At 75.9% G+C, this 26,222-nt stretch carries 16 protein-coding genes and 1 pseudogene; 6 read left to right on the top strand and 11 right to left on the bottom strand.

Annotated features, from left to right (window positions below):
• From IE251_RS41345 to IE251_RS32455, 3 genes and pseudogenes are all read right to left on the bottom strand, one after another.
• Positions 1-235, bottom strand: a pseudogene (locus IE251_RS41345) (hypothetical protein); the annotation flags it as partial.
• 4 nt (positions 236-239) lie between these two features.
• On the bottom strand, positions 240-842 hold the full coding sequence (locus tag IE251_RS32450) for a hypothetical protein (protein WP_189756627.1): 603 nt from the start codon (positions 840-842) through the stop codon (positions 240-242).
• Between the two features lie 47 nt (positions 843-889).
• Positions 890-1,963, bottom strand: coding sequence for an LAETG motif-containing sortase-dependent surface protein (locus tag IE251_RS32455; protein WP_189756521.1), 1,074 nt, complete (start codon positions 1,961-1,963; stop codon positions 890-892).
• A gap of 284 nt (positions 1,964-2,247) precedes the next feature.
• Between IE251_RS32455 and IE251_RS32460 the strand changes: the two genes are divergently transcribed.
• The 3 genes from IE251_RS32460 (at position 2,248) to IE251_RS32470 (ending at position 6,844) form a co-directional block, all read left to right on the top strand.
• Positions 2,248-3,885, top strand: coding sequence for an APC family permease (locus tag IE251_RS32460; RefSeq protein ID WP_189756522.1), 1,638 nt, complete (start codon positions 2,248-2,250; stop codon positions 3,883-3,885).
• 166 nt (positions 3,886-4,051) lie between these two features.
• The gene (locus IE251_RS32465) at positions 4,052-5,326 is read left to right on the top strand and encodes a M20 metallopeptidase family protein (RefSeq protein WP_189756523.1); all 1,275 of its coding nucleotides are present in this window, start codon (positions 4,052-4,054) and stop codon (positions 5,324-5,326) included.
• Positions 5,327-5,500: 174 nt separating this feature from the next.
• Positions 5,501-6,844, top strand: a complete 1,344-nt coding sequence (locus IE251_RS32470) for an MFS transporter (protein ID WP_229897035.1) — start codon at positions 5,501-5,503, stop codon at positions 6,842-6,844.
• Between the two features lie 301 nt (positions 6,845-7,145).
• Here IE251_RS32470 and IE251_RS32475 read toward each other — a convergent pair whose 3' ends face one another.
• Complete coding sequence (locus IE251_RS32475) at positions 7,146-7,889, bottom strand: ANTAR domain-containing response regulator (RefSeq protein ID WP_189756524.1); 744 nt, start codon at positions 7,887-7,889, stop codon at positions 7,146-7,148.
• Between the two features lie 1,105 nt (positions 7,890-8,994).
• On the opposite strand from IE251_RS32475, the gene IE251_RS32480 reads away from it, so the two are divergent.
• Positions 8,995-9,378 (top strand): STAS domain-containing protein, encoded by a 384-nt coding sequence (locus IE251_RS32480; RefSeq protein ID WP_189756525.1) that lies wholly within the window; start codon positions 8,995-8,997, stop codon positions 9,376-9,378.
• Complete coding sequence (locus tag IE251_RS32485) at positions 9,375-10,328, top strand: anti-sigma factor RsbA family regulatory protein (protein WP_189756526.1); 954 nt, start codon at positions 9,375-9,377, stop codon at positions 10,326-10,328. Before IE251_RS32480 ends, IE251_RS32485 begins: the two co-directional genes overlap by 4 nt.
• 78 nt (positions 10,329-10,406) lie before the next feature.
• On the opposite strand, the gene IE251_RS32490 is transcribed toward IE251_RS32485, so the two are convergent.
• The 5 genes from IE251_RS32490 to IE251_RS32510 all read right to left on the bottom strand — a co-directional run bounded on the left by IE251_RS32490 (position 10,407) and on the right by IE251_RS32510 (position 19,531).
• Complete coding sequence (locus tag IE251_RS32490; RefSeq protein ID WP_189756527.1) at positions 10,407-11,444, bottom strand: rod shape-determining protein; 1,038 nt, start codon at positions 11,442-11,444, stop codon at positions 10,407-10,409.
• A 213-nt stretch (positions 11,445-11,657) separates the two neighbouring features.
• Positions 11,658-16,169: an SAV_2336 N-terminal domain-related protein gene (locus IE251_RS32495; protein ID WP_189756528.1), complete on the bottom strand. Its 4,512-nt coding sequence runs from the start codon at positions 16,167-16,169 to the stop codon at positions 11,658-11,660.
• Positions 16,159-17,238, bottom strand: coding sequence for an AAA family ATPase (locus tag IE251_RS32500; RefSeq protein WP_189756529.1), 1,080 nt, complete (start codon positions 17,236-17,238; stop codon positions 16,159-16,161). Before IE251_RS32500 ends, IE251_RS32495 begins: the two co-directional genes overlap by 11 nt.
• Before the next feature lie 41 nt (positions 17,239-17,279).
• Positions 17,280-19,121 carry a VMAP-C domain-containing protein gene (locus tag IE251_RS32505; protein WP_229897029.1) on the bottom strand — a complete coding sequence of 614 codons (1,842 nt, stop codon included), beginning with the start codon at positions 19,119-19,121 and terminating at the stop codon, positions 17,280-17,282.
• Positions 19,121-19,531, bottom strand: coding sequence for a CU044_2847 family protein (locus IE251_RS32510; protein WP_189756531.1), 411 nt, complete (start codon positions 19,529-19,531; stop codon positions 19,121-19,123). Before IE251_RS32510 ends, IE251_RS32505 begins: the two co-directional genes overlap by 1 nt.
• Positions 19,532-19,800: 269 nt before the next feature.
• Between IE251_RS32510 and IE251_RS32515 the strand changes: the two genes are divergently transcribed.
• Positions 19,801-23,412, top strand: coding sequence for a S8 family serine peptidase (locus IE251_RS32515; protein WP_189756532.1), 3,612 nt, complete (start codon positions 19,801-19,803; stop codon positions 23,410-23,412).
• Here IE251_RS32515 and IE251_RS32520 read toward each other — a convergent pair.
• Together IE251_RS32520 and IE251_RS32525 are read right to left on the bottom strand one after the other, a co-directional pair.
• On the bottom strand, positions 23,405-24,766 hold the full coding sequence (locus tag IE251_RS32520; RefSeq protein ID WP_189756533.1) for a carboxyl transferase domain-containing protein: 1,362 nt from the start codon (positions 24,764-24,766) through the stop codon (positions 23,405-23,407). The two genes, IE251_RS32515 and IE251_RS32520, sit on opposite strands and share 8 nt — an antisense overlap.
• Positions 24,759-26,204 (bottom strand): acyl-CoA synthetase, encoded by a 1,446-nt coding sequence (locus IE251_RS32525; protein WP_189756534.1) that lies wholly within the window; start codon positions 26,202-26,204, stop codon positions 24,759-24,761. The genes IE251_RS32520 and IE251_RS32525 overlap by 8 nt, the downstream gene beginning before the upstream one ends.
• Between the last annotated feature and the right edge of the window lie 18 nt (positions 26,205-26,222).

Genomic DNA, 26,222 nt, shown 5'->3' on the forward strand with positions numbered 1-26,222 from the left:
CGGCCCACGCGGCCGACCGGGAGACGTGCAGCGGGGTCACGTCCCTGAACACCGCTTTGACGAGAGAGGGCTTGAACGGCGGGACATCCATGCCCGAGGCGGTCTCGCGGCCACCGCGCTCGGGGCGTGCGGGCTGTACGGTCATCGGAGGATACAGCTCCCTGTTGTCGGAGTTGTCGGAGTTGTCGGAGGTCGGCTGCCGCCGCCGCGTCGCGACGGCGGCAGCCCCCGGCATGGGTTCAGTCCTTCTGGACGAGGAATTCGCCGCCGGCGTCGTCGAAGGCCAGGCAGTTCGCGTCGCGGAAGCGGTCGATGAAGGTACCGGTCACCCTGACGCCGGCGTCGTACCGCTCGCCGGGCTTCAGGGGCAGGTCTTCCCTCACCCTGAAACGCACTTGGACGTGGACGGACTCGTGGGGCTTCAGCGTGTTCGGACCGGGGAGGATGCCGCGGGAATCGTCATCGCGAGGGGGCGTCGTCCAGAGGCGCCGAGAGTCGTCCCAGTACTGCAGATAGGAGTACGGGAGGAGAGGGGGCTGGCCCTCGACGTAGCCGAAGTCGGACACCACGGCGGAGAGCTTGAACGACTTCAGCTCCTTCGCCGAGGCGTTGGTGAGCGTGGCGGTGAAGGCCGTCCACTGACCGCCGACCTTCACTCTCGCGGGTACGCCGAACGAGCGGGTCACGAAGGTGTTGTCGTTGTACTGGTGATAGGTGTCGATGTCGTGGCACGAGTGGACCTCCCCGGCGGGGGCCGCCTGGGAGGCGGGGGCGGCTGCCATCGCCAAGGGGAGCAAGGCGGCCGTCGCGGCCGTGAGGGACAGGGCGCGGCGCAGTTTCATGGTGATCTCTCTTCCGGTTCTGTGGAGTCTCAAGGGAAGGGCTGTGCTTACGCGGTGGCGTCCGTGTCGCCGCCGCCCGCACCGGCCATGGCCTTGCGGCGCCGTACGACGAAGACCGCGCCCGCGCCGACCACCACCGCGGCGCCCGCGGCGAGGCCGATCGCCGGGAGCGCGGACGAGGAACCGGTCTCGGCGAGGTTGCCGCCCTGCGGGCCGGGGCCGCCGGTGGAGGCGGAGCCCCCCGTGCCGCCGCCGGGTGCGGAGCTCTGGCCGGGCGACGCCGTGCCGCTCGGCTCACCCGGCCGGGCGGTCGGGGACTGCGTCGGCTTGGCGCCCACCGGGAGGATGGTGAAGTCGTACCAGCCTTCCTTGGACGAACCACAGGAACCGTCGCGGTTGCGGTAGTCGGCGGCGGCGAAAATGTACCCGTCGGTGGGCTTGGCGTTCTTGACCGCGTGGGTGCGCAGCTGGAACGTCAAGGTGCTGTGCGGACCGACGGTGACGACGTCCATCAGGCGGGCGGGCCTTAGATCGTTGTACGACTTCCACCGCCCCGACTTGGGGTCGCGGTACTCGGTTTCCAGGTACCAGTTCGGGAAGTCGACTTCCGCGGCGTACGTCATGTACAGGAACGGCTTGACCTCGTTCAAGGTCTTCCCGGTGGTGTTGGTGAGCGTCATCGAGAAGGGGGACCAGGGGCCGTCCGCGACCAGCTGGGTCGGCAGCCCGTGGAGGGCCACGCGTACCTGGTCGGACTCGAATGCGCAGGGACGGCCATGGGGGTCGTCGGGGGCCCCGGTCCCGCCGGGCTTCTCCTCGGTGGTCCCGTCGGCCTTCCGCCGGCTCCCCGAGGTGTCCCCAGCGCCGTCCTGGGAGCCCGGGCCGCCGGTCTCGGTGTCGTCCGGGGCGGCCGTTCCGCTACCGGTCGCCGGGGCGTCCGTCGGCGGCTGGGCCGGTTTCGCGGTATCGGCGGTATCAGGGGTGCCGGGAGTCGCGGGCGTGCGGGGACTGGTGTCCGGTACCGGATCCGTGGCGAACGCGGCGGTGGGGGCGGCCAGTACGGCGGCGGGCGCTATCACGGCGGCCGCTGCGGCGGCCGTCAGGGCGCGGCGGATCTTCATCCGGCAGACCTTTCGGTTCCCAAGTGCCGCCTGAGCGGCACCGGTTGGCGTGCGTCGGTACGGGCCGTGCGTGACCCGTGGAGCGCGTCGGCGCGCACGCGGACCAGGCCCGTACGCGCACATCCGTGCTCCTACGTGACCTCCCGCACCGTGAAAAAGTTGCACACACCAGTCACTTGAGTGGCCGTCAGGGTGGATGGCGCCGGGTTGACGCATGTGTGGCGTCGAGGTGAATCCGACGGGGTCCGCGCGTCGTCCGGCGCGGGTGAGGGAAGCGACGGAGGGTGGCACGCACCCCCTCGCAGCAAGGGTCCGGACCGCGGCAGCCGCCTGCCCGGCCCGTACCGGCCGCCCCCGACGCCGTACTCCGCGAGGAGGGCAAACTCCGCCGGCACCTGGGGTTCGCGGCCCTGACGGCGGTGGGCTTCAGCGACATCGTCGGCTCCGGCTGGCTGTTCGGCGCGATGTACGCGGCCCAGACCGCCGGCCCGCTGTCCGTGCTGTCCTGGCTGGCCGCCGGGGCGCTGGCCATGCTCGTCGCGCTGGTCCTGGTGGACCTCGCGGCCCGGATGCCGGAGGCGGGCGGTACGGTGCGCTGGCCGCTGTACGCCAACGGCCCGCTGGTCGCCGGGGTGATCGGCTGGGCGGTGCTGCTGTCCGTGGGCGCGGGCGCGGCCGAGGTCACCGCGACCGTGCAGTACCTGACCCGCTGGTTCCCCGCACTGCACACGGACGGCCGGCTGAGCCTGCCCGGGGTGGCCGTCGCGATCGTCCTCACCGGGGTGTTCGCGGCGCTCAACTGGTTCGGGGTACGGCTCTTCACCCGGGTGAACTACGCGCTCACCGTGGTCAAGACGGCCATCCCCGTCCTCACCGTCGTCCTGCTGCTGGCCTCCGGCTTCCACCCGCACCGGCTCACCGACCACGGCGGCTTCGCCCCCTACGGCTGGTCCGCGGGCCTGGCCGCGCTGTCCGCGGGCGGGCTCGTCTACGCCGTCAACGGCTTCCAGTCACCGGTCGACCTGGCCGGCGAGGCCCGCGATCCGCGCCGGCACCTGCGGCCCGCCGTGCTGACCGCCATCGCCCTGGCCGTCCTGCTCTACGTGGGCCTCCAGCTCGCCTTCCTCTTCGCCGTCCCGGACAGCGCCCTCACCCACGGCTGGCGGGGCGTCGACTTCACCTCGCCGTTCGGCCAGCTGGCCCTGCTCGTCAACCTGCACTGGCTGGCCCTGCTGCTGTACGCCGACGCCGTCGTCTCGCCCGGCGGCGCCACCTTCATCGGGCTCGGGATCAGCGCCCGGCGCACCTACGCCCTGGCCAAGAACGGCCTGCTGCCCCGCTGGTTCCTCGGCGTGCACACCGGCTCCGGCATCCCGCGCCGCGCCCTCGCCCTGAACGCCTCGGTGATGGCGGTCTATCTGCTGCCCTTCGGCACCTGGCAGGACGTCGTCGGCACCCTCGGCAACCTCTTCCTGCTCGTGTACGCCACCTCCGCCGTCGCCGCCGCCACCCTGCGCCCGGCGGGGGAGCCGGCCGGCGCGATGCGCTGGATCCCGCCGCTGAGCTTCCTCGTGGCCACCCTGTTCGTGTACTGGTCCACCTGGCACCGGCTGCACCTGACCCTGCCGCTCGCGCTGGCCGGAGTACCGCTGTCCTGGCTGCTCCGCTCCGGCCGGGACGGCTTCCCCTCGCGCCGGGGACTACGCCGGGAACTGCGCGACGGGGCCTGGCTGCCGGTGTGGCTGACCGGACTGCTGTGCTGCTCCGCGCTCGGCTCCTCCGGCGGCCTGGGACTGCTCCGGGGGCCCTACGACACCCTCGCCGTGCTGCTGTTCGCCGCGGCGGTGTTCGCCTGGGCGGTGCGGTCCGGCCGGCGCCATGTGGCCGACGCCCGTCACGGCGTGGCTCACCAGGGCGTTTGACGGTGTTTCCGCCATCCTGTCGGCACGCGGACCTGTCCGGATCCGGAGCGCCGGGGCCGTCGGGGACTGTCCGGGCGGCGCCGCGGTCCCTACGGTGGGGAAGCACCCGCCGCCGTGCCGTGGGCCGACCGGTCCCGGTCCCGGTCCCGGGAAGGAGAACGTCCTTATGACAACACCTGCTTCCAGGGCCGCCGACGGTGCGCCGGAGGACCTCGCTGCCGGGGCTGCCGCCGGAGCGGACGTGCTCGACGCGGCGCGCCGGCTGGCCCCCGAGGCGATCGCCCTGCGCCGCGCCCTGCACCGGGGCCCGGAAACGGCCCTGGACCTGCCGGCCACCCAGCGTCTGATCCTGGACGCGCTCGACGGCCTCGGCCTCGACATCCGTACCGGGCGCGCCCTGTCCTCCGTGACCGCGACCCTCACCGGCGCGGCCGACGGCCCGACGATCCTGCTGCGCTCCGACATGGACGCGCTGCCGGTCACCGAGGACACCGGGCTGCCGTTCGCCTCGCGCGGCCCCGGGCTGATGCACGCCTGCGGGCACGACGTCCACATGGCGATGCTGGTGGGCGCGGCCCGGCTGCTCGCCGGGCGGCGCGCGACGCTCCCCGGGCGCGTGGTGTTCATGTTCCAGCCCGGCGAGGAGGGCCATCACGGGGCCCGCCTCATGATCGAGGAAGGGGTGCTGGAGGCGTCCGGCAGCCGGGCCGACGCCGCGTTCGCCCTGCATGTGAACCCGAACATGCCGGCCGGTGAGGTGCTGCTGCGGCCGGGACCGCAGATGGCGGCCTCCGACCGGTTCCGGATCGTGGTCCGGGGCCGCGGCGGGCACGCCTCGGCCCCGCACACCACCTGCGACCCGGTGCCGGTGGCCTGCGAGATCGTGCTCGCCCTGCAGAGCGCGGTCACCCGGGGCGTCGCCGCCGACGACAGCGCCGTGCTCAGCGTGACCCGGCTGACCGCGGGCACCGCGACCGGCGTCATCCCCGACACCGCCGAACTCTCCGGCACCCTGCGCACGCTGGCCGAGCCGACCCGGCGACGGCTGCACGAGGCGATCGCCCGGGTCGCCCACGGGGTGGCCGCCGCGCACGGGGCCACGGCGGAGCCGACCGTCGTCACCGGCTATCCGGTCTCCGTCAACGACCCCGGCATGACCGCCCTGGTCCGGCGCGCCGCCGCCGGCGCGCTCGGCGCCGGGGCGGTGCGCGAGCTGCCCGCCCCGCAGATGACGGCGGAGGACTTCTCCTACGTGCTGCGGGCCGTCCCCGGCGCCATGGCCTTCCTCGGCGCCTGCCCGCCCGGCGTCGCCCCGCACGAGGCCCCGTCGCTGCACTCGCCCCGCATGACCGTCGACGAGGACGTGATCGCCACCGGCATCGCCTGCGAGGCCGCGGTGGCCCTCGCCTTCCTGGCCGGCGGCGGACGCCTGGACGGTTGACCCCGGGGCGGGCGACCCGTAGATTCCCGTGCCGTCCTGCTCAATGGTCCAGACCAGGTTCGGGGGATCGGCGTGCGCGAACCCGTGTCACCGGTGACACCCGGCCCGGCGGGCGCCACGGACCCCCCGGCCGCGTCCGGGTCCGGCTCCGCGTCCGGGTCCGGGTCCGGCGGGATCTTCTCGCCGCCGTACCTCGCCGCCACCCTGACCTTCACGGTGGTGATGTTCCTGACCGGGTTCGCCGCCCTGGCCGTGGTGCCCACCCTGCCGACGGCGGCCCGCGACCTGGACGGCGTGTCGCTGTTCCCCGTCGTGGCCGGCTGCTTCGTCGCCGCCGGTCTGTTCGGCGGGGTGCTCGGCGGGCACTGGGCGGACCGGTCGGGCGCCCGGCGGCCCCTCGCGCTCGGCATGGTCCTGTCGGTGCTCACCCTGCTGGTGTCCGCCTCCAGCGTCTCCGTCTGGCAGCTCGCCGCCGGCCGGTTCGTGGACGGTCTCGCCGCGGGCCTGGTCGCGGTGTCGGTGACCACCGCCGTCGGCCAGGCCTACCCCGAGCACCTGCGGCCCCGGATGCTCGCGCTGCTGAGCGCCGGCTGGGTCCTGCCGTCCCTGCTCGGCCCGCCGCTGGCCGGCCTGGTCGTCCAGTGGTGGTCCTGGCGCGCGGTCTTCTACGGCCTGGCCGCGCTGACCGCCCTGCCCGCCGTCGCCCTGGTCCTCGTCCTGCGCCGGCCCGCTCCCCACCCGGCGGCCAAAGGGGCCGGCGAAGTCCCCGCCGAGCGGCCCCCGTTGGTGGTCGCGGCCCTGCTCAGTACGGGGGCGGCGCTCGGGCAGTACGGGGCGTCCGCGTGGGATCCGCGCCATCTCGCCGCGGTCGCCGCCGGTGTCGTCCTGCTCGTCGTCCTCGCGCCCCGGCTGCTGCCGCGTGGTACCTGGCGCGGAGCCCGGGGCCTGCCCGTCACGGTGTTGCTGCGCGGGCTGACCTCCGGCACCTACTTCGCCGTGGAGGCACTGGTGCCGCTGATGCTGATCACCGAGCGGCGGGTCGACGCGGTCCTGGTCGGCGCGGCGTTCACCGCCTCCGCCGTGCTGTGGGCCGCCGCCTCCTGGGTGCAGGGCAGGGTGCTCCAGCACGTGGCCCGGCACCGCCTGGTCACGGCCGGCGCCCTGGTCATGGCCGCCGCCGTGGCCCTCGCGGTGGCCGGCTGCTCCGGCGGCGCGCCGCCGGTCACGGCCGCGGCGGCCATGCCGCTGTCCGCCGTCGGCATGGGGCTGCTCGACCCCTGCGTCACCGTGCTCTCCCTCAAGCACAGCCCCCCGCACCGGCAGGGCCACACCACCAGCGCCCTCCAGACCAACATGAACCTCGGTCAGGTCGTCGTACTGGCGCTGGCCTCCGCCGTCCTCAACGCCTGTCTCGCCGCCGGCGCCGGCCCGCTCGGCGGCTACCGCGCCGCCTTCGCGCTGCTGCTCCTGCCGCCCCTGCTGGTCGCCGCCCTCGCCGTGCGCGCCCGCGGCGACTGACCCGGACGGCGGCCGGAACCGGCCCGGAGCCGGCCTGGAACCGGTCCGGCGGCGGGTCGTACCGCCCGCACGGTAAGCATCGGAGAGGGGACCTCATCGAACGGCCGTCCCGGCTCGCCCCGGCCTCGCACGCTGCCCGACCCGGTGACCGAACGGGCGCGCACCGCCGTAACGATGCCATGAAATGGGCTCGTTCAGGCGTGAACCGGTCGCGTCCTGGGCACGGACCCCCTACCGGTGCGCCGAACCGGGCGGTGCCGGCAGGAGGAGGGCGTCATGGACCGTCGGATCCGGGTACGTGTCAGCCGGCGGCCCGCCGCGCCGCGTGGGCAGGAGATCGACCGCAGGACTCCTTCGGGGCGCGTGCTGCCGTACTGACCCGGCGGACCGCGTCGGCCAGCGCGGAGCGCAGCGGCTCCGGCGGCGGCGTGCCGTCCGGCGCGGCGCTCGCCGTGACCGCCGCCGCGACCTGCCGCAGCTTGGTGTTGGTCCGCTGGGACGCCTCCCGCAGGATGTCCCACGCCTGGTCGGGCGTGCAGGCGTGGGCCGCCATCAGGATGCCCCGGGCCTGGTCGATGACCGGGCGGGAGTCGATCGCGTGCCGCAGCTGCGCTATCTCCAGCCGCAGTACGTCCAGTTGCTCGGCGCGTTCCCGGGCCACCGCCGAGGCCGCGCGTTCGCGGAGACCGGCGGGCGGGGTGCCGCCGAGCGGATCCACGGGGTCCAGGCCGGTCAGCTCCAGCACCCGGCGGGGCTGCCCGCGCCAGCCGGTGGCACCGACCGGTACGTTCCGCCGGCGGCCGTACTCGCGCAGCGCGTCCAGGGCTGTCAGCCCGGCCGTGTCCAGGAAGACCACCTCGCCGGCGTCCAGCTCGACCCGGGTGATGCCCGGCGGCAGCGCGGCCAGGGCCTCGGCGAGGGTGTCCGCGCAGCCGTGGATCAGCTCGCCGCGGGCGTGGAGCACCGCCCGGCCGCCCTCCACGCGGACGCCGACGGTCAGGGGCACCGCTCGCCCGCCCCGCGGTGCGCGTGCCGCCGTGGTCATGTCTCCCCTCCCGTTCCACCGATCCTCCATCGCACCTCGCCTGCCCTCCGTACGCGGGCCTACACCCACCGGCGCGTCCCGTGCGCCCACCGGGGCGTCCCGCCCGCCCCCGGGTGCCGGCCGCGTCCGCCGGCGTCCGTCGCGCATGCGTGCCCGCCGGGTGCCGACCGCGTGCGCCGGTGTCGACTGTGCCCGCCGGGTGCCGACCGCGTGCGCCGGTGTCGACCGTGCCCGCCGGGTGCCGGCCGCGTGCGCCGGACCGGATCGGCGTCCGCCGACGTCGGCCGAGCTTGCCGGGTCCGGCCCGTGCCGATCGGGTCCGCTCCGTGTCTGCGGGTGTCGGCTGTGCGTGCCGTGTGGGGGCGCGCCCTGCCGAGCCCACTCCGCGCCCAGCCAGCCCGATCCGTTCCGCCGGGTCCGGCCCGTGTGCGCCGGGCGTGGTCCGCGCTGTCGGGCCTGAACCGCTTCGCCGGGGGTGACAGACCTGCCGGGTGCCGGCCACTCCTGCCGGGTGCCGGCCGTGTTCGCCGGGTCTTGGTCCGCGTCTGCCGGGGCGGCCGCGGCTGCCGGGTGTTGGTCGCGTCATCCGGTGTCAGCGGCCCCCGCCGGGTCCGGCCCGTGTGCGCCGGGCGTGGTCCGCGCTGTCGGGCCTGAACCGCTTCGTCGGGGGTGACAGACCTGCCGGGTGCCGGCCACTCCTGCCGGGTGCCGGCCACTCCTGCCGGGTGCCGGCCACTCCTGCCGGGTGCCGGCCGTGTTCGCCGGGTCTTGGTCCGCGTCTGCCGGGGCGGCCGCGTCTGCCGGGTGTTGGTCGCGTCATCCGGTGTCAGCGGCACCCGCAGGGCCCGGCCCGTGTTCGCCGGGTGACAGCCGCGCCCGTCGTGGCGACCGCCGTCCGCCGGCCCACCCACGCCCAGCGAGCCCGATCCGCTCCGCCGGGCCCGACCAGCGTCCACCGGTCCCTGCCCCGACCCGCGCCCGTCGGCCGGCCGGACTCGATCCGCTCCGCCGCCCCCACCCCCACCCGCCGAACGTGATCCGTGCTCGGTGGGGCGGTGGAGGGCGCATACTGGGCAGCTGTGTATCCGTGCGAGTGGGAGATGGCATGAGCGCACCCGAGCCGGCCCGGCTGCTGCGGGCGGCCGTCGTGCCGAAGCAGGCGGCGCCGCGGCTCGACGTGTACCCGCTGACCGGGCGGAGCGGATTCCGCGCGGTGGGCGAAGTGATCCTGCCCACGCGGGACACATGGGAGCGCGCGTTGGAGCGGGTCGTGCGTGAGGCCGAGGACGTCGGGGGCGAGGACGTGTACTACTTGGAGCTTTCCGCGGTGACCTTCGTCGACGTGGCGGGAGCCGGCGCGCTGGCCGACACCGCCAAGAGTCTGGAGGGCCGCCGCCGGCTTGTGCTGGACCGGCCACCGGATTCCCTGTCGCGGATACTGGGGCTGCTCTGGCCCGGCCTCTCGGGGATCGAGGTGTCGGCGTCATGAGCACGGCGACCCACCCCGTGGAACCGTTCGTGCACCCCGCGCTGTTCTACGCCGACATCGACCAGTACCTGGCCGGGACCGTGTCCTTCATCCGCGCGGGGCTGGCGGCGGGCGAGCCGGTCGCGGTAGCCGTGCCGGGGGAGAACCTGGCGCTGATCCAGGACGCCCTGGGCGCCGACGGCGACTCCGTACGGTTCCTGGACATGCGCGACGCCGGCCGCAACCCCGGCCGGATCATCCCCGGCGTGCTGCGTGCCTTCGCCGACCAGCAGGCCCCGGGCCGGCGGGTCCGCATCATCGGTGAACCGATCTGGGCCGGCCGCAGTCCGGACGAGTACCCGGCCTGCGCCCAGCACGAGGCGCTGATCAACGCGGCGTTCCAGGGCCGCGAGGTCACCATCCTGTGTCCCTACGACACTTCCCGCCTGGACGAACGGGTGCTCGCCGACGCCCACGCCACCCACCCGGTCGTCATCCCGGCGGGCTCCGCCGCCGAGGTGGTCAGCGCGGCGTACGACCCCGACGGCGTCGTGGACCGCTACAACCTGCCGTTGCCGCCCGCCCCCGGCGCCGGTCCGGAGGTGTTCGGCACCGCCTTCGCCGAGGACTCCCTCTCCGCCGTCCGGCGCCTGGCCACCGACCACGGTGCCCGGCTGGGGCTGACCGGGACGGCCCTGGAGAACCTGGCGCTGATCACCGCCGAGCTGACCACGAACAGCGTGGTGCACGGCGGAGGTGCCGGCACGCTGACGGTGTGGCCGCAGGACGGGTACGTGCTGTGCGAGGTCCGTGACAAGGGCCGCCTCGCCGACCCGCTGGCCGGCCGCCGCCCGCCCGCCCGCGAGCAGCGCGGCGGACGCGGGCTGCTGCTGGTCAACCTGCTGTCCGACCTGGTGCGCGTCCACACCGGACCGGAGGGCACGACCATCCGCTCGTACCTGGGTCGTTGAGGGGCTCGTACCCGGGCCGTCGAAGGGGCGTGGGGCGGTGACGGGGCCGGGGCGTGGCGCCGTCCGGCCGCCGTGCGCTCACGCCGCCAGCGGATGCAACCGGAGTGGCTCGATCCGCCCCTCCAGCATCGCCCCCAGCCCCTGTGCCGCGCACACGTCCGGGCGCTCGGCGATGTACACCGGCATCCTCGTGGCCCGCCGCAGCATCTGGTCGAGGCCGGGCAGCAGGGCCGAGCCGCCGACCATCACGATCCCCCGGTCGGCGAGGTCGGCCACCAGGTCGGGCGGGCAGTTGCGCAGCACCTTCCCGATGCCGTCCAGGACGGCCGTCAGCGGCGTCTGGATCGCGTTCCGTACGGCCGCGGTGTCCACGCGCACGCTGCGGGCCAGCCCCGTGACCACGTCCCGGCCGTGGATCTCGGCCGACGCCGGGCCGTGCGGGGTCAGGCCGTTGCCGGACAGCGCCAGGTGCAGCGGCCGTACCGACTGGGTGGGCAGCACCAGTTCGTGCGCGTGCCGCAGGTGCTGCACGATCGCGTGGTCCACGGCCTCGCCGCCCACCGGGATCCGCTCGGCGGCGACGATGGAGCCCAGCGAGAGCACCGCGACCTGGGTCGCCGCCGCCCCGCACACCATGACCATGGTGGCCTCGGGCCGCTCCACCGGCAGTCCGCACCCCACCGCCGCGGCGATCAGCGTGTCCACCAGCTCCACCCGGCGCGCCCCCAGCCCGACCAGCGTCTCGACGGTTGCCCGCTGCGCCAGCGGGTCGGCGCCGTGCGGGGCGCAGGCCGCCGCCCGCAGCCGGGGCTTGCGGCGCAGCATGCGGCGCATCTTGTCGCCCAGCAGGTGCCGCAGCATGCGCTGGGCCATCTCGATGTCGACCACCGTGCCGCCGGAGACGGGCCGGACGACCTTGATGTAGTCGGGGGTGCGGCCCGTCATCTGCTCCGCGAACTCGCCGACGGCGATGAGCGCGCCGGTGCGGGTGTTCACGGCGGCGGCCGAGGGCTGGTCCACGACCAGACCGGCGCCCTTCACATACACCCGGGTACGCGCCGCGCCCAGGTCGACGGCGAAGTGGCAGCGGCGCAACTGCTCCAGGCTGACGGTCACGGCGGATCCTCCCGAGTACGCGGGCCTTGGGGTGCCCGACTGGTCGGCGGGCCCACTGGCATCCTGACGCGCGGCCGGGAGCGGGCGCCCGCTGGGCACCGCCGGGCGGGGTGCCGCCGAACGGGCGTAATTCCCGGCCGCACCGGTGTGTCGGCGGGCCACGGGCCTGTCAGTGGGCCACAAGACCTGTCGGTTCACAGTCCTGTCGGCGGGTCACAGCGCCCGGGCGGCCTCCAGCAGCGGCTCCAGGGAGGAGACGGTGACCTCGCTGCCCTCCCCGCGCAACCGCCGGCGTCCGGCCGCGGTGGGCGCGAAACCGATGAAGCGGACGCCGAGCTGCTGGGCGGCGGTGAGTTCGGCTACCGAGGAGCTGATCAGCACCCCGCCCCTGGGCGGAGTACGGACGGAGTCCAGGGCGCGCAGCAGGCAGTCGGGGTGCGGGGTGAGCAGGCCCAGATCGTCGCGGCGGCCGTGGACGCCGGCCAGCGGCAGCCGGTAGGGCAGCAGACAGTGGTGGACGGCGGCGGTGGACACGTCCGTCACCACGCTGACCCGGCGCCCGGACCGGTGCAGGGCGCGGACCAGGGCCAGGGAGCGGTGCGTCATGGGGGCGTCGGGTACGGCGGCCAGTTCCAGCTCGCCGAGGCGGGCCCCCAGCAGCGGGCCGAGCCGGTCGTGCGCGAAGGCCCGCAGCAGGTCCAGCGGATGGGTGAACGCCTCCCGGCCGGCGGCGCTCGCGGCGGGCAGCGGCCGGCCCGACAGCGCGTCCTGCGGGTCGCGGTGGTCGGCCACCACCGACAGCAGGTCGAGCACCGCCTCCCGCGCCGAGTGCGTCGTGAACAGCCGCGTCAGCGGGCCCTCGAAGCCGACCAGCACCGTCTCGGCGTCACCGAGGAGCGTGGACAGCCGCCGCCGGGACGGCACGGGCGGCTCCTCCGCCGGGGCCGGCGCCCACTCGGGCACCAGCTGCACGGTGCACGACACCGCCAGCCCCGGCACCGGCCAGTCGGCCACCCCCGTGTTCACCGCCCGCTGGGCCGCGCCCGCCCGGCGCGGCGGATGACGGCGGGTGATCGGGGCCGCCGCGGCGCACAGGTGCCGCAGCAGCAGTTCGGGGATGCCGGTGGCCTCGGCGCGGACGAAGGCGACCGGGTCGGCCACCCGCCAGGTCAGCAGCACCGCGGCCTGGAACGCGCCCTTGCCGGAGCTGGGCAGGGACACGATCCGGCGGATCTCGTGCGGGGTGAGGTCGACCGAGTAGTACGTCTCCGGGCGGGGCGGACGCGTGCCGTAGGGCTGGATCGGGTCGAGCAGGGTCAGCGGGCCGTCGGGCCGGGTGTGCACGACGGCCGTGCGGCCCGGGGTGGGGACGCCCAGCTCGCGCAGGTCGGCCGTGATGAACGGGCCCTGTACCAGGTCGCGTTCAACGGGTTCGGCGGCCTTCGGCCCGAGCGGGCAGTACCAGGCGGCCGGCGGGCTGTCCGGGTCGCCGTCGGCGAACAGCGGCCGGAAGGGGCGGGCGCGCTGGGCGGCGGAGCTGGCGGCGAACTCGTCGTACAGCGCGGGCGGTACGACGACCGTCACGTCCGCGGCGGTCCGCGGCGGGGGGACGGGCGGCTGACCGAACGTCACCGTGAGCCGGGGCGGATCGCTCAGCCGGGTGAGCGCGTACGGGAGTTCGCGCAGCACGGCGACGAGGACGGGCAGCAGATAGGCGCCGGGTCCGGTGCGCACCAGGTAGCCGTCCGGGCGGACGGTCACCTCGTACTGGCGGGGGCTGACGGAACCACGCGCGAGGATCTCGTGCACCGCCGCTTCGAGGGTGACCCGGGCCTCCGGGCGCCCGGTCAGATCGTCGGCCGTGAAGTGGATGCCGGGGGGGTCGGCGGGGGGTTCCTCCTCGGCCAGGGCCGTGAGGGTGCGGCGCAGTGCCTCCAGGTCGGCCCGGGCGGCCTCGGCGGCCGGGCCCGGGACGCCCTGCAACGGCTCGCCCCGCCACAACGCAAGTGCCCGGCGGGCCAGTTGCCGACCGCGCTCCGGGTCGCCGGCGGCCCGGGCACGCTCGGCCTCGGCGGCCAGCCGGCGGGCACGGAAGACGTCGATGTCGTCACGGGCGGACACGTGCGGGAGGCTCAGCACATAGGCGGCGTACTCGGTGGTGAGGGAGCCGGGACCGAGGAAGAGCCCGAGGTGGTGGAGGTACGTGGTCAGCCGGTTGAAGGTCTCCAGGGTGAGGGGACCGTCGAAGACCCCGGCGGCCAGTTCGTCCCGGGTGACGTGCCGTTCGACGCGCAGCAGCAGCATGCACAGGACGGCCTGCTCGTACGGGTCCTCCAGCGGGCGCGTGTGGCCGTTGAGCGTCACCCGGAGCGGGCCGAGCAGGGAGAAGCCGGCGGTTCTCGGGTAGCGGAGGTCGTCGGCGCCGCGCAGCTGCCGCTCCGGGTCGTCGGACAGAAGCGCGGACACGGCCGCGTCCAGCTCCGCGGTGAGCGCTTCGGCATGATGGCGGTACAGATCGCGCACGAGGTGCCCGAGCGCCCGCAGGTTGTCCGCGCGGCCCTCCTCGGCGACCGGCGCGGTGTCCGTGCAGGTCAGCACCGGTCCGTCCGGGGTGAGGGCCACCGCGGAGGCCTCCAGCCTGCCGCGTGGGCCGTCCTGCGCGTGCAGGGCGAGCACCGCGTCGGCGAGCCGGGCCAGCAGGGCGCGGATCTCGTCGGCGGACAGCCGGCGGGAGGAGTTCTCCAGGTGCTTCTCGAGCGTCGGACTGAAGACGGACTCCCGTACCAGGTACGGCACCCCGTCCTCGACGCCGTGGTCCAGGACCGGCGCGATCCCGGGGTGGCGCAGCGCGCCGAGGGCCCGGCCCAGGTCCAGGAAACCGGCCGGGTCCCGCCTGCCCGGATACCTGTTCACGACGACGGGGGCGCCCCCATCCCGGGTGTCCGCCGCCGACCAGCCCGTGCCCCCGGCCGGCCGCAGCAGCCGGTACCGCCCCGCGAACAGCCCCCCGGTGCCGTCCGCCGGCAGGCCCTGGGTGTCCTCCGCCGACGGCGCCCGGGTGCCGTCCGCCGACAGGTCCCTGGTGCCGTCCGCCGACAGGCGCCGCGCGCTGTCCTCGCGGACCATGGCGAACGGATCGTCCTCCACGGCCGTCCCCGCGCCCTCGGCGGACGGCACCGACGCCCGGAACTCACCCGGTGCCCGGCCCGCCCTGCGGTCGATGAACTCGCCGATCCGGTCCAGGAGTTCGGTGGTGCGGTGGCGTTCGGTGCGGGGCAGGCCGAGCAGCAGCAGCTCGCGGACGCCGTCCCGGAACGCGTAGCAGCCGGCCGGGCCGCCGGGCACGCTGGTGAGCATGCCGCTGAGGATGACCTCGGCCAGGTGCCGGGGCCGTGGGTCCGGTTCGACGGCGGCCTGGACCAGGCGCATCACCGGCAGATCGGGGCGCCCCACCGCGAGGTGCCCGGCCAGCCGTACCGCCTCCGGCGAGGCGGTCGCCCGGAACCGCAGCACCAGCTCCTCGGCGGTGAGCCGCCCGACGTCGGTCCGGTCCTCGGCGTCCGCCGGCAGCGGACGGCCCAGCTCGGCGACCGCGGCGGGGAACTCCGCGCCGCCCGGCGTGGCCAGCAGCCCGGCCCAGTGCGCCAGCCACCGCGGCTCCGGCTCCAGCACGGGCAGCGGCACGGTGCCGCCCGGCCGGTCCCGCTCGTCCGGACCGGGCCCGGCGGACCGGTCGTACGGCGTGAACGTGAGCGCCGCCGAGGGGGCCGCGGGGTGCGCGGCCGACAGGGTGCCGGGCTCGGCGGGCAGGGCCGTGTCCCGCCACAGGTGTTCCGGCAGCGGATTCACCACGGCCAGCGGCATCCGGCGTGCCCAGCGGTGCAGGGTGGCGTACCAGCGCTTTCCGGCGGGGCCCTCCCGCCACTGCGGACCCATGCAGTCGCTGATCAGGAGGGTGACGGTACGGCCGTCGGCGGGGGCGGGCACGCCGGGGCCGCGCACCCGGCCGTCGGCGTCCGCGCGGTACAGGCCGATGGTGCGGAACGCGCCCGACTCGCCCAGCACCGCGTGCAGTTCGCGCACCAGGGGACGCCAGACCGGCATGGTCGGCCCGGCGTCGTACACCAGGTTCAGCCGCAGCCAGCGCTCCCGGGCGGGGCGCAGCACCGGCAGCCACCTCGCGGGGTCGGCGCCCAGCCGGGCGATGCGGTCGGCGGTCGCCCGCTCGTCCAGCTCCCGGCCGACGGGCGCGTCGGTGCGGCGGGCCAGCGGACGCAGCGCGCGGTGCAGGGCGAGGCGGTGGCGCAGCATCGGGGGCGCCGGGGCGAGGAGCGTGGCGTGCGGCCGGACCGCCGCCTGGGCGGGCCGGCGGGCGGGCAGGTGCAGGGGCACCCGGGCGGGTGCCGGCGGCGGCTCGTGCGCGGGCGGCGGCCCGGCCGGGGCCGACGGCTCGGGGGCCGGTGGCGGTTGCGCGGGCGAGGGCGGGGGCGGGGACGGCGGTGTCCGCTCCGCCGGCTCCTGGCCCTCGGCCGCCCGCTCCCCGGTCTCCCGCCCGGTGGGGTCGTCCTCTCGCCCGGTGGTGTCGGCCCCCGGTCTCATGTGCCGGGCCAGCCACAGCACTTCGGCCAGTTCCAGCGGGGTCGGGCGCACCCCGTCGGACGCCCGGGCCAGTATGTCGGCCAGGCGCACCACGGGATCCGGGGGACCGGCCGGCTCAGAAGACATCGGACTGCGCGCTCTGCCCCAGGTAGGGCATCAGCTGTTCGGCCAGCCGGTCCAGGGACTCGGCGTCCAGGTCGGCGGAGCGGGCCAGGTAGATCGCGTTCAGCAGCTGGTCGGTGGCCAGGTCGCCGGCGCCCGACCGGGACAGGAAGCGGTCGATCAGGGTCCGGGCGTAGGTGTCGGGCTCTCCCAGGTGGGCGCGGACGATCTCGGCGAGGTGCCGGTCGTCCGGCTGCCTGAGGTGCAGCGTGACACAGCGGCGCAGGAAGGCGGGCGGGAACTCGCGTTCGCCGTTGCTGGTGAGGACGACGAACGGGAAGGCCCGGCAGCGGACCCGGCCGCGCACCACCGGGACCCGCTCGTCGGTGCCGTCGGCCAGCACTTCGGCGACGCCGTCCGGGGTCAGCCGGGAGGCGCGCACCAGCTCGGGGATCTCGTACTGCCCCTCCTCCAGCACGTTCAGCAGGTCGTTGGGCAGGTCGAGGTCGCTCTTGTCGATCTCGTCGATGAGCAGCGCGCGGGGCCGGGCGTAGGGCAGCAGCGCGGTGCCGAGCGGGCCGAGCCGCAGATGGTGCTCGATGCCCGACCCGTCGACCACACCGCCGGCGCCGTCCACACCGCCCGCGCCGCCCGTGTCCTGCGTACCGCCCGTCCGTCCCGGCCGGGCCGCCTCCTGCCGGGCCGCGTACAGCCGGGAGAGCGGGTCGTACTGGTAGAGGCCGTCGTGCAGGGTGCTGCGGCTGGTGATGTTCCAGCGCAGCACCGGGCCGAGCCTCAGCTCCCGGGCGACCGCGTACACCAGCGAGGACTTTCCGGTGCCGGGCGGCCCGGTGACCAGCAGCGGACGGCGCAGGTACAGGGCCGCGTTGACCAGCTCGACGGTCTCCTCGGTGGCCTGGTAGGTCTCGGCGCGGTGGGTGCGGTCGGGGGAGTGGGCGGCGGTGTCGGCGGCGGCGTCCGGCGCCGGGAGCACCGGCCCGCCGTCGAAGGCACGCCAGGGCGGCGGCGCGGGCAGCTCGCTGATGCCGTCGTGCGGCTCGTTCGTACCGGTGTAGACGGGCCACAGGGGCATGGGCTCTTCTTCTCCGTGGGGGCGGTCGGGTGTGCGGTCGGTCAGGCGACGGGCGAGTGCAGGCTCGCACCGGTCTCGGGGAAGCAGCGCGGGTCGTCCCAGAGCAGCTGGAGGTGGCGCGCCCAGTGCCGCTCGGGCTCGTCGGCGGCCTCCGCCGTGAGCCGCAACGACATGACGTGCCGGGGGAGTTCGGCGGGCGGCACGTCGGCGACGGCGGCGGTGAGCCGGTCCAGGAACGCGGTGCCGGGGCAGGACGCGTCCGCGTGCGGGCTTCCAGGGCTCCCGGGGCTCTCAGGGCTCCCGGGGCTCTCAGGGCTCTCAGGGCTCCCGGGGTTTGCAGGGCTCCCGGCACCCGGTGTGTCCGTGCGTGGGGTCTCGGCGCGGTGCGCGTCCTCGTGCACGGCGCAGGGTGTCCCCGTGCGGGGCCACAGCAGGACCGGTACGGGCACGTTGAGGCCGACCTCGAACAGCGGGCGGGCCGCCGTGGGCGGGGCGGCGAAGCCCGCCAGCCGGGCGTCGCCGTCCCACAGCCTCTTGCGCAGGCTCGGCGGGCGCTCCCGGGTGCCGCACTCCACGCGGTGCACCTCGACCCCGCCGCCGGTGTCCAGCTTCTGCCACTTCTTGCGCAGCTGGTGGCGCAGCCGCCCGCTGTGATGACGGGCGCGGTCGGTCACCACCAGGGGATAGGCGCAGCCCAGCGGCGTACTGTCGTCCGCGCCGCACTCCCAGTGCGCCACCGCCTCGTTGAGCCACTCGCGCGGCAGCACGAACGTCACCAACTCGTCCGCGTCCGGGGCGAGATGGGCGACGGCCTCGTCGATGCGGCCCTGGACGTAGGCGCGTACCCCGGTGCGGGGCAGCCGGCGGGCGCCCACCGGACGGCGCCGGCCGTCGCGGTACGCGGACACCTCCACGGTCACCTGGTCGGGGCCGGCGCCGCTGTGGTCGATCTCCACGACGACCGGCGACCACGCGGGCCCGGCCTGCTCGGTCGCCGCGTCCGGTGCCGCCCGGTCCGGTAACGCCGGCCGTCCGCCGAGGAGTCCGGCGAGCCGGTCGGTGAACCTCGGCAGCGCGTCCGGGTCCGGGACCTCCCAGCGCACATAGTCGGCCGCGGCCCGCAGGGAGGGGAAGCCGCCCGGGGGCAGGGGCGGCCCGAAGGGGCCCACCGCGTCCAGGTACAGCCGGTTCGGGTCGTGGCCCGCGCCGGGGTCGGCGGCGGCCCGGCGCAGCAGGTCGTACAGCCGCCGCAGGTCGTCGTCCCCGAGGCCCGCCACGGGCACCAGCTCGGCCAGGCCGGGCCAGTACCGGGCCAGCACGTCCAGCGGGAGCATCCGGCCCTTGCGCACCTCCGGCGACGTGCCCAGGGCGGCGGTGACCATGCCCACCACCCTGCCGTCCGGCAGCGTCGCCGCCGCCCCGCTGAAGCCGTCCACGATCGGCTGTCCGTGGCCGTGCCACGTCACCAGCTCCAGCCACTCGCCCGCGATCAACTGCGCCGAGACGGCCTGGAATTCGGCGAGGGTGCCCTCGTCGTAGTGCTCGGGGAAGCCGTAGGAGACCAGTTTCGGGTACGGCTCGGTGTACGCGGTGTCGTGCGGGGCGAACCGGGCCGGGGCGAGCGGGACGTCCTCGTCCACCGCGAGTTCGAGTACGGCCACGTCGCCGGGGTCGGTGTCCGCGCCCGCCCAGCCGCCGTGGAAGACGACCGTGGCGGACACCTCGCCCAGTTCCCGGGCGTGCGGGAAGCTGACCGTCACCGGGTACCGGCCGCGCTCGCGGACGACGTGGGCGCAGGTGAGCAGCAGGCGGCCGGTCACCAGGAAGCCGGACCCCACCACGTCGCCGCAGGCGATCCGGGCGTGCCAGGCGGCGCCGCGCATCACCGGCTCCCGGACTCCGGGCCCGACGCGCTCTGCCCCGGCACGGCGGGCGCCGGCACGGCGGGCGCCGGCTCGGCCCGCTCCGTTCCCGCCCGCTCCGGGGACCAGCTGAGCTTGACCACCAGATGGCCCTCGGCCGACCCCTTGGCGATGACCGCGCCGGCCTCGGCGGACAGCCGTACGCCGAACTCGATCTCCACCGCGTCGGGGCGCAGGCTGCCGTCCCGGAAGACCCGCAGCGCCGCCGCTGCCGCCGCCCGTACGCCGTCCAGCGCGCCCTCGAAGGTGCGCGCGGCCTGCGCCGGGCCGTCGCCGCGCGAGACGAGGCGGGCGCCCGATCTGGCGTTGACACCGTCCACCACGACGAGCGCGCCGTCCTCGGTCCTGAACTCCAGCAGTCCGTCGTCCATGGCGCCGCTCGCTCCCCCTTGTTCCGTGCGTGGCTCGTGCAAGCCCCATGGTACGGACGGTGCTTGGCGAGTCACGCCGGTTGACGCGCGCGGCGGACGGCTCGACACACGCGGCCGGCGCGGCTGGTGGGCGGTGAGCGGCCGGGCCGCACTGGCGAGAACCCGCCAGGGCAGCTTCCCGTCAGCGGGGACCCGCTCCCGTGCCGCCGTGCTCACCTCACACTCGTCCCGGCACATGTCACGCGCGACCCATACGAGATGAGGCGTGGATGAGCACAGGACCCGTCAGACGCGGCACGGCACTGCTGGCGGCGACGCTGGTGAGCGCCCTGCTCCCGGCCGGCCCCGCGGTCGCCAGGGCGGCCCCCGCCGCCGCGCCCGCCAGGGGCGCCGCCGCCCCCGCGACCGTCACCCTGGTCACCGGCGACCGGGTGACCGTCACCGACCTCGGACACGGCCGGCAGACCGTCACCGTACGGCGGCCCCAGGGCGCCACCGGCGCCGTCCGCACCCAGCGCACCGACGGGCACCTGACCGTCGTACCGGACGAGGCGCTGCCGTACCTGCGGGCCGGCACCCTGGACCGGCGGCTGTTCGACGTCACCGGGCTGATCCGGCAGGGGCTCACCGACGCCCGGGCGGACGCGCTGCCGCTGATCGTGACCTACGGCCAGGGCGCCAGGGCCGCCACCCCCGCCGGGGCGCGGCGGACCCGGGAGCTGCCCAGCCTGCGCGGGGCCGCGCTGGCCGCGGGCAGGGACCGTACCTTCTGGCGGTCGTTCACCCGGGGCGCGGGCATCGGCAAGGTGTGGCTGGACGGGCGGGTGACGGCCGAACTGGCCGACAGCAACGCCCAGATCGGCACGGCGGCGGCCTGGGACGCGGGGCTGACCGGCAAGGGCGTCACCGTGGCCGTGCTGGACACCGGCGCCGACCTCGGCCATCCGGACCTGGCCGGCCGGGTGGGCACCAGCCGGAGCTTCGTCGAGGGGGAGGAGGTCGCCGACCGCAACGGGCACGGCACCCATGTCACCTCCACCGTCGGCGGCAGCGGCGCCGCCTCCGACGGCACGGAGAAGGGGGTCGCGCCGGGCGCCGCCCTCGCCGTCGGCAAGGTGCTGAGCGACCAGGGCTCCGGCAGCGAGTCGCAGATCATCGCCGGGATGGAGTGGGCGGCCCGGGACGTGCGGGCCCGCATCGTCTCCATGAGCCTGGGGTCCCAGGAACCGAGCGACGGCACCGACCCGATGGCCCAGGCGGTGAACACCCTGACGAAGGAGACCGGCGCCCTGTTCGTGGTCGCCGCCGGCAACACCGGCGCGCCCTCCGCCATCGGCTCGCCCGGCGCCGCCGACGCCGCGCTGACCGTCGGCGCGGTCGACTCCGCCGACCGGCCCGCCTACTTCACCTCCGCCGGACCCCGCCTCGGCGACAACGCCCTCAAACCGGACCTGGCCGCGCCCGGCGTCGACATCCTCGCCGCCCGCTCCCGGCTCGCCCCCGGCACCGGCGACTACACCTCCATGAGCGGCACGTCGATGGCGACCCCGCAGGTCGCCGGGGTGGCCGCGCTGCTCGCGGAGCGGCACCCCGACTGGAGCGGCGCCGAACTGAAGGACGCGCTGCTGTCCACCTCCCGGCAACTCGGCACCTCCGCCTACGTCCTGGGCGCGGGCCGGGTCAGCGTGCCGGACGCGGTACGGGCGGACCTCACCGCCACCGGCAGCGCCGACCTGGGCTTCCACCGCTGGCCCTACGACACCGGCCGGCCCGTCACCCGCACCCTCACCTACCGCAACACCTCCGACGCCGAGATGCGGCTGAGGCTGTCCGTGACGGGCGCACCCGACGGCGTCGTCACCCTCGCCCGGGACACCCTCACCGTGCCCGCGCACTCCACCGCGTCCACCACCGTCACCGGCGACGCCACCCGGGCGCCCGTCGGCGAGACCAGCGGACAGGTCGTGGCCGCCGCCGAGGACGGCACACCCCTCGCGCACACCGCGTTCGGCCTGGTCAAGGAGGAGGAGCGGTACACGCTCACCGTCCACGTCAAGGACCGCGACGGCGCCCCCGCGCCCGCCGACCTCACCGTCCGTCGGCTCGCCGAGGGCGAGGACGCCCGGCCCGCCCACGTCGGCGACTCCGGCACCCTCCGACTGCGCCTGACGCCGGGCACCTACACCCTCGCCACCTTCCTCGACGTACGCGGGAGCCACGGCGCCGACTCCCTCGGCCTCGGCTTCCTCGCGGCCCCCGAGATCCGCCTGGACCACGACCAGGACGTCACCCTGGACGGCCGGACGCTGCGCGAGGTCAGGGCCGCCGTGGACCGCCGCACCGAGACCCGCCAGCTGCTGATGGAGTACGACCGGCAGGCGGGCGGCGCCGACCTGTTCGAAGCGGTCCAGGTCCCCCTCGCCTACGACAGCGTCTTCGCCGCACCCACCCCGAAGGTCACCCAGGGCACCTTCGAGTACCGCACCGTGTGGCGGCTGGCCAAGCCCCGGCTGGAGGTGAAGGGCGTCGGCGAGGCCACCGTCCAGCCCGGCGGAACCCTCGCCGAGGGCCGCACCCGGCTGCCGCTGGCCGACGTCGGCGACGGCCCCCTGACCGGCGTGTCCGGCAAGGCCGTCCTCGCCCGCCTCGCCGCCGGCGCCGACCCGGCCGCGCTCGCCCGGGCCGCCCAGGACGCGGGCGCCAAGGCCCTGTTCGTCACGGACGACACGCCCGGCCGGCTGATGGCCTGGTGGGGCACGGACGACAACACCGGCCGGCCGCTGACGATCGCCACCGTGAGCCGCGCCGACGCCGCCCGGCTGCGCGCCGCGGGCCGGGTCGACATGACCGGCACGGCCGACTCACCGTACGTCTACGACCTGTCCGAGGGCCACCCGGGCGCCATCCCCGACCGGGACCTCACCTACACGCCTCGGCTCGCGGCCGTGCGCGTGAGGTTCCACGCGGCCGCACCGACCGCCGACGGCGAGTTCCGCTACTCCCTCACCGGCACCTTCCCGATCGGCATCGGCTTCCAGGAGCACGTCTCGCTGCCCGCCGAGCGCACCGACTACGTCTCCACCGGCCCCGGCCAGCTGTGGCACGAGTCGGTCACCGTCCGCGACGGCGCGCTGGAGGAGCGCGGCGGGCTGGTCCGCTACACCGGCGGCACCCGGCCGCAGCTGGACTGGTTCCGCCCGGTGTGGCACCCCTGGCTGGGCACCGGACTCGGCTGGGGACAGCAACGCGCCGGTGACCGGCTCCAGTTCAACACGCCCGGCTGGGGCGACTCCGGGCCCGACCACACCGGCTTCGGCGATGTGTGGAGCGAGGACAGCGGACTGCGCCAGACCACCGCCGTCTACCTGGACGGCACCCTCGTGGACGAGAGCACCAGTTCCGCCGTCTACGTCTCCGGCGCGCCCGCCGACGAGCACACCTACAAGGTCGTCACCGACACCGCCCTGGACGCCGGCCGGTGGCCTGTCGCCACCCGCGGCCACACCGAGTGGACCTTCCGGTCGGCGGCCACCCCTGCGGACCGCTGGACGTATCTGCCGCTGGTCAACCTCGCCTTCGACCTCGGCACCGACCTGGCCGGCCGGGTGCCCGCGGGCCGGCGCCTGCCGGTCGGGATCGCCGCCGAGTACGTGGCGGGCGCGACCGGCACCGGCCGGCTCGGCGGCGGCCGGCTGGAGGTGTCGTACGACGACGGCACCACCTGGCGCACGGTCCCGCTGACCGCCGGCGGGGGCGCCTCCTGGCACGGCACGCTCACCGTGCCGCGCGGCACCGCCCACCTCTCCCTGCGCGCCTTCGCCCACGACGACCGGGGCGGCTCGGTCACCCAGGAGATCATCCGGGCGGCGGCCGTCAAGTAGCGGGGGAGCGGGGGTGGTTCCCGGGTTCCACGATGCCCCGGACCACCCCCAGCTTCACCAGGTCCTGCGGCCGGATGCGCAACTGGCCGGCGGTCGCCTCCACCTGCTCCGGCGGGCGCTTGAGGATGGCCGCCGCGAGTTCGGGCGCGATCACCGAGAAGTAACTGTCCGGGGTGGCCCAGGTGTTGCCCGGCGCGGCCAGCGCCAGCGCCCCGCCGGAGCCGCCCTCGCCGATCACCAGGGTCGCCAGGGGCACCCGGGCGTCGGCCACCGCCTGGAACACCTCGGCGATCGCGGCCCCGGCCCCCTGCCGTTCCGCGTCCGCGCCGTTGGCGGCGCCCGGGGTGTCCACCAGCGTCAGCACCGGGACGCCGAGCCGGTCCGCGAGCCGGATCAGCCGGGCGGCGGTGCGGTACCCGGCGGGCCGGGTCGCCGTCCCGGTCTGCGCGGCGAACGCCACACCGCGGCCGTCCCGTTCGCCGAACCCGCACAGCATCCCGTCGGGGTCCGTGCCGCCGCACCGGTCGCCGCTGATCAGCACCCGGCGGTCAAAAAGGCCGTCCAGATAGGCGGCGGCGCGTGGCCGCCGCGGGTCCCGGGCGTTCGTGACGGCCTCCCACCCGGTGGCGGGCAAACCGGCCGTGCCCAGGGCCGGTGGCACGGGTGCCTCGGCGGCCGGGGCCGTCAGCAGCCGCAGCCAGGTGCCGAGCACCTCCTTCAGCCGGTCCGGTGCCACCACCGCGTCCGCCGAGCCCGCCGCCACCTGCGCCTCGGCCGTGTACGCGGCCGGGTCGGCGTCCGGCGGGCGGACCCGGGAGCCGGCGAAGCCCACCTGGGCGCCGGGCAGGGCCAGCACCACGTCCGCGCCCGCGCCGAGCGTGGCCCAGCCGCCGCCGGTCGTCGGGTCCCGGACCACCGCGATCTGCGGCAGCCCGGCCCGCCGGGTCAGCGCGGACGCGCGGGCCACCCGCTGGAGCTGGGTGAGCGCGAGCATGCCCTCCTGCATACGGCTGCCGCCGGTCGCGATCAGCGGCACCACCGGCAGCCGGTGCGCGCGGGCGTGGGCGTGGGCCGCCACCAGCCGGTCCCCGGTGCGTTCGCCCAGCGAGCCGCCGAGGAAGCCGAACTCGAAGGCGATCAGCACGGCGTCGGTGCCCGCGACGCGCGCGGTGCCGCAGACGACCGACTCGGCCTCGCCGGTGCGCTCGGCGGCGCGGGCCCGCGAGGCGTCGTAGCCCTGCCAGCCCAGCGGGCCGTCCGGCGCCGACGCCCCGGCGGACGCGGGGAGTTCGCGGAAGCTGCCGGGGTCGGCCAGCAGCGCCAGCACCTCTCGCGCCGAGCGCCGCTCAGACATCGGCCAGGGCCCGCTTCATGATCTTGCCCATGTCGTTGCGGGGCAGCGCGTCCAGGTGGCGGACGACACGGGGGCGCTTGTGCGGGGCCAGCCGCCGGGCCACATGGTCCGCCAGCTCCTCGGCGCCGGGCGGTGACTCGGGGTCCGCCGGGACGATCCAGGCCACGATCCGCTCGCCCAGGTCGGCGTCCGGCTCTCCGGTGACCGCCGCCTCCCGCACCCCCGGATGCTCCAGCAGCGCGTTCTCGATCTCCCCGGCCCCGATCTTGTAACCGCCGCTCTTGATCAGGTCGGTGGCCTTGCGCCCGACGATGCGGACATACCCGTCGCTCTCCCGTACGGCCATGTCCCCGGTGCGGAAGAAGCCGTCGGCGGTGAACGCGGCGGCGGTGGCGTCGGGCCGGTTCAGATACTCGGTGAACAGGTTCGGGCCGCGCACCTGGATCTCGCCGACGCTCTCCCCGTCCCAGGCGGTCAGCTCCGTGCCGTCCTCCTCCACCAGCCGCAGCTCCACGCCCGGCAGCGGAACCCCGACCGTGCCGGCCCGGGCCTCGCCGTCGGCCCGCACGCTGGTGTTCATCAGCGTCTCGGTCATGCCGTACCGCTCGATCACCCGCCGGCCGGTGGCCGCCGCGATCCGCTCGTGGTCGTGCACCGGCAGCGCGGCCGAGCCCGAGACCAGCAGCCGGGCCCGCGCCAGCGCCCCGGCCAGCTCCGGATCACCGGGCAGCGCCTCGGCGAGGCGGTGGTACATCGTCGGCACCCCGAACAGCATGGTCGCGCCGTCGTTCAGCTCGCGGGCCACGCCCTCGGGGGAGAACCGGCCCAGGTGCCGTACCTCGCCGCCGCGCCGCAGCGGGCCCAGGACGCCCAGCACCAGCCCGTGCACATGGAACAGCGGCAGGCCGTGCACCAGCACGTCGTCCCCGGTCCACTGCCAGGCGTCGGCGAGCGCGTCCAGGGTGGTGGCCAGGGCCCGGCGGGGCAGCACGGCGCCCTTGGGCGGGCCGGTGGTGCCGGAGGTGTACACGATCAGCGCCGGATCGCCGTCCGCCGCCCGTTCCTCGGGGAGCGGGCCGGCGGCGAAGGCGTCCACGTCGATCCGGGGCAGCCCGCCCACCACCGGCGGCAGCTCGGCGCCCGGCGGGGCGAGGACCAGGGCCGGCGCGCTGTCGGTGAGGATGTGCCCGAGTTCCCTCTCGCCCGACTTCGGGTTGAGCGGCACCGCGGCCGCACCGGCGAGCAGCGCGCCGGTCACCGCGACGGCGGTCTCCAGCTCCGGCACGGCCCACACCGCGACCCGGCCCGCCCCCGCCAGCCGGGCGGCGAGGGCACCCGCGGCGCCCGCGAGCGAGCCGTACGTCAGGGTCCGGGGCCCGAACCGCAGGGCGACGCCCTCGCGGGGACCGTCCGCCAGGGCGGGGAAGAGAGAGGACACGCGGCGCACTCCTTACTG

It is taken from the genome of Streptomyces eurythermus (assembly GCF_014649115.1).
Lineage (GTDB): Bacteria > Actinomycetota > Actinomycetes > Streptomycetales > Streptomycetaceae > Streptomyces > Streptomyces eurythermus.